The organism is Streptomyces fuscigenes (genome assembly GCF_021556455.1).
GTDB classification, from domain to species: domain Bacteria; phylum Actinomycetota; class Actinomycetes; order Streptomycetales; family Streptomycetaceae; genus Streptomyces; species Streptomyces fuscigenes.
Map to the genome: position 1 here is coordinate 1 of NZ_JAKGCV010000510.1, position 3,609 is coordinate 3,609.

Sequence of the window (3,609 nt, forward strand, 5' to 3'; positions counted from 1 at the left end):
CGCGCCCGCCGCGCCCGCCGCGCCCGGGGCGCCCGGGGCGGGGGAGGCGGCGGTTGCCAACGGGGCCGGTGCGCCCGGCACATGCCCCCCGCCCGCGTACGGGGGAGCGCGAGCCTGCGCTACCTTCTGACCCGGAGGCAGCCGGGGTCGCTGGGTGGGGGACAATGGAGCCTCTGCCAGGGCGCGTTACGGGAATCGCAGAGGGGACGCATGTCGGAGGCTGAGCAGCCGCGGAACGCGGCGCAGGACCGCCAACGGGACGAACCCCGACGGGACGAGGCCCAGCGGACGGGAGCCGGGGTGGAAGAGGCGAAGGAGCCGCAGACGGATCAGAAGGACGCCCAGGAGGCGCGGCTGCTGGCCGGCCGCTACCGGCTGAACGGCGTCCTCGGCCGCGGCGGCATGGGCACCGTCTGGCGCGCCCTGGACGAAATGCTCGGCCGTACGGTCGCGGTGAAGGAGCTTCGGTTCCCCACCAGCATCGACGAGGACGAGAAGCGCCGGCTCATCACGCGCACCCTGCGCGAGGCGAAGGCCATCGCCCGTATCCGCAACAACGGCGCGGTGACCGTCTTCGACGTGGTGGACGAGGACGACCGGCCCTGGATCGTGATGGAGCTCATCGAGGGCAAGTCCCTCGCCGAGGCCATCCGCGAGGACGGCACGCTCACCCCCCGCCGCGCCGCGGAGGTCGGCCTGGCCGTCCTCGACGTGCTCCGGCAGGCCCACCGCCAGGGCATCCTGCACCGCGACGTGAAGCCGTCCAACGTGCTCATCGCGGAGGAGGGCCGGGTCGTCCTGACCGACTTCGGCATCGCGCAGGTCGAGGGCGACCCCTCGGTCACTTCGACGGGCATGCTCGTGGGCGCCCCCTCGTACATCTCGCCGGAGCGGGCGCGGGGCCACAAGCCGGGGCCCGCGGCCGACCTGTGGTCGCTGGGCGGCCTGCTGTACGCGGCGGTCGAGGGCACCCCGCCCTACGACAAGGGCTCCGCGATCGCCACGCTGACCGCCGTGATGACGGAGCCGGTGGACCCGCCCAAGCACGCGGGCCCGCTGCTGGAGGAGGTCATCTACGGGCTGCTGGCCAAGGACCCCGAGCAGCGTCTCGACGACGCCCGCACGCGCGCCCTGCTGACGCGGGTCGTCAACGCCCCGGAGAAGCCCGCGAAGGAGCCCGAGCCCCCGGCGGACCTGGACGCGACGCGCGCCGTCCCGCTGGCCGCGCTCCCCGAGGCCCCGCCCGCGCCCGCGTCGCCACCGTCGAAGGCGTCCGGCTCCTCGCGCACCGCCCAGCAGACGGCCGCCGCGGGCGCGGTGAAGGAGCCGAAGCCGGCGAGGCCCTCGTGGACCTCCCGCCCGGCGAAGAAGGCGGCGGAGCCGGCGGGAAGTCGGGCCGGCCGGCCCACCGCCGCGATGGCGTCGGTCGCCGCGCCGCCGACCCGGAGCGTCCCGCCCCGCGCGCCGCTCTCCGACGTCGTGCCCCGCCGGACGATGCTGATCATCGCCGGCGTGCTGGCGCTCGCCGTGATCGGGATCGTCCTCGCCCTCACCCTCGGCGGCGGGGACGACGGCGGCCCGCAGAGCAAGGGGCAGCCCTCCGCGCCCGCCGCGGGCGCGAAGGGCGGCGCCTCGCCCGGAGCCACCGCCGGGAGCGACGGGCGGAAGTCCGCGTCGCCCACGACCGGCTCGTCGGGCCCCTCGGGATCCGCCGGCTCGAACGCGGGTGCGGGCGAATCGGACAAGGGCTCGTCCCCGTCCGGCGGCGCGTCGGCCGGCTCCTCGGGCGGCGGCAGCGCCCTGCCCGCCGGCTACGCCACCGTTTCCGATCAGCAGTTCAAATTCTCGATGGCCATGCCCAAGGGCTTCCACAAGACGGGCACGGCCGGGCAGAGCTCGGGCGGCATATTCAGCGCGGACGGAGGCTTCCCCCGAATACAGGTCGACTTCACGGGCAGTCCCACCTCGAGTGCCGTCCTCGCCTGGACGCAGCTGGAGCCCGCCGTCCGCGGCAGCAGCAGCCACTACAAGCTCGTCGGCATCAAGAAGGTCGACTACAAGGGTTATCCGACGGTCGCCGACTGGCAGTTCGAGCGGGACCAGGGCGGCAAGCACATGCGCGTGCTGGACCGCGGCTTCCGCATCGACTCGCACCACGGCTACTCCATCATGATCACCTGCGAGGCCGACGCGTGGGACGGGAAGGAGTGCTCGACACTCCGCGACACGGCGTTCGAAACGTTCAAGCCGACGATGTAGGCCCTTTCGGCCATACGATCTTTGCCATATGTCACGGAAGGTGACCCTCCACATCCCGTTGCCGTGACGGGCGGCGCGTACGCGTGCGGACACGTATGGTGAGAGGTCGCGGACCGTACGCAGTCGCAAGAGGCTGGAAAACGACCGGACTTGACGCTTCACAAGAGCGAAAGGGAACGGGCCCGGCCGACGGGTGGTGGGAGGCATGGTGGAGGAGTACGCGGGACGGGTCCTGGCCGACCGCTATCGCCTGCCGTTGCCGCCGGCCGACGCGTACGACGTCGTCGAGACGCGTGCCTTCGACACGTACAGCGGCCAGGAGGTCCTCGTCCGGCAGGTGCCGCTGCCCGAGATCGTCGAGGCGGAGGTCGTCGGCCCGGACGGCAGAGCCGTGGCCTACCCCCCGGCGGGGGCGCGCCAGGCGCGGGGCACGGCGGATCCGGCCGTGCGCAGGGCCATCGAGGCGGCGCAGAGCGCCGCGCAGGTCCCCGACCATCCCCGGCTCGACCAGGTCTTCGACGTCTTCGCCGAGGACGGCTCGCTGTGGATCGTGAGCGAACTGGTCGCCGCGCGACCGCTCGCCGCACTGATCGCCGAACACCCCCTCAACCCCTACCGGGCGGCCGAGATCGCCTCGGACGTGCTCACCGCCGTCCGCGTCCTGCACGGCCACGGCTGGGTCCACCGCAACATCACCGTCCGCACGGTGCTGGTCTGCGACGACGGCCGCGTCGTGCTCACCGGCCTGGCGGCGGGCGCGGCCGAGGAGGCGCTGTGCGGGTACGCCCCGGTCCCCGAGCCGCCCGGCCCGGCGCCGGACACCCGGGGCGTCCCCGACGAGCACCCGCGGCAGGAGCCGCCGCACCGCGCCGGTCAGCCGGCGCCCGGCCCCGGGACACACGTCGCGGACGAGGCGTCCGGGGCGCACCCGGCGGCGGAGGCCGCCGGCCCGGGGCATCCGCGGTTCGCCCCGCCGCCCCCGCAGGCCCCCGGCTACGAGCTGCCGCGGGCACCGCGCGAGGCGTACGACACCTACGCGCCGCCCTACACGGCCACTCCTCCCTACGGGCCGCGTGAGACGGAGCCCGACGCGGCACCGGGCCCCGCGGCCGGCGAGGGACCCTCCAGTGCGGGCCTGCCGGCCCCGCAGGGCCACGCGGCGTTCGGCGGCGAGAGCCCGTACGGCACCTCGTCCGGCACCTCCGGCGCCCTGCCGAGGTCGCCGCGCCAGCAGAGCACCCCCGGCGTCCCCGCCCCGTACGGAGGGCCCAACGCGCAGCCCGCCCTGCCCTCGGCCAACAGCGCCTCGGAGGCCGTCCGGGCGGCGCGCGCCGGGGCCATCGCGGCCTA

At 75.0% G+C, this 3,609-nt stretch carries 2 protein-coding genes; both read left to right on the plus strand.

The genetic code is table 11. From position 1 onward, the window contains the following. The first annotated feature begins 210 nt into the window (after positions 1 to 210). Entirely contained in the window at positions 211 to 2,259 is a 2,049-nt protein-coding gene (locus L1885_RS25435) for a serine/threonine-protein kinase (RefSeq protein ID WP_235799510.1), read from the plus strand. Between the two features lie 208 nt (positions 2,260 to 2,467). Beyond that, a partial coding sequence (locus L1885_RS25440; protein WP_235799511.1) for a protein kinase occupies positions 2,468 to 3,609 on the plus strand: 1,142 nt, incomplete at its 3' end.

Excerpts from the sequence above, each read along its gene's own strand:
- L1885_RS25435 (WP_235799510.1), top strand. The coding sequence starts at position 211 with ATGTCGGAGGCTGAGCAGCCGCGGAACGCGGCGCAGGACCGCCAACGG.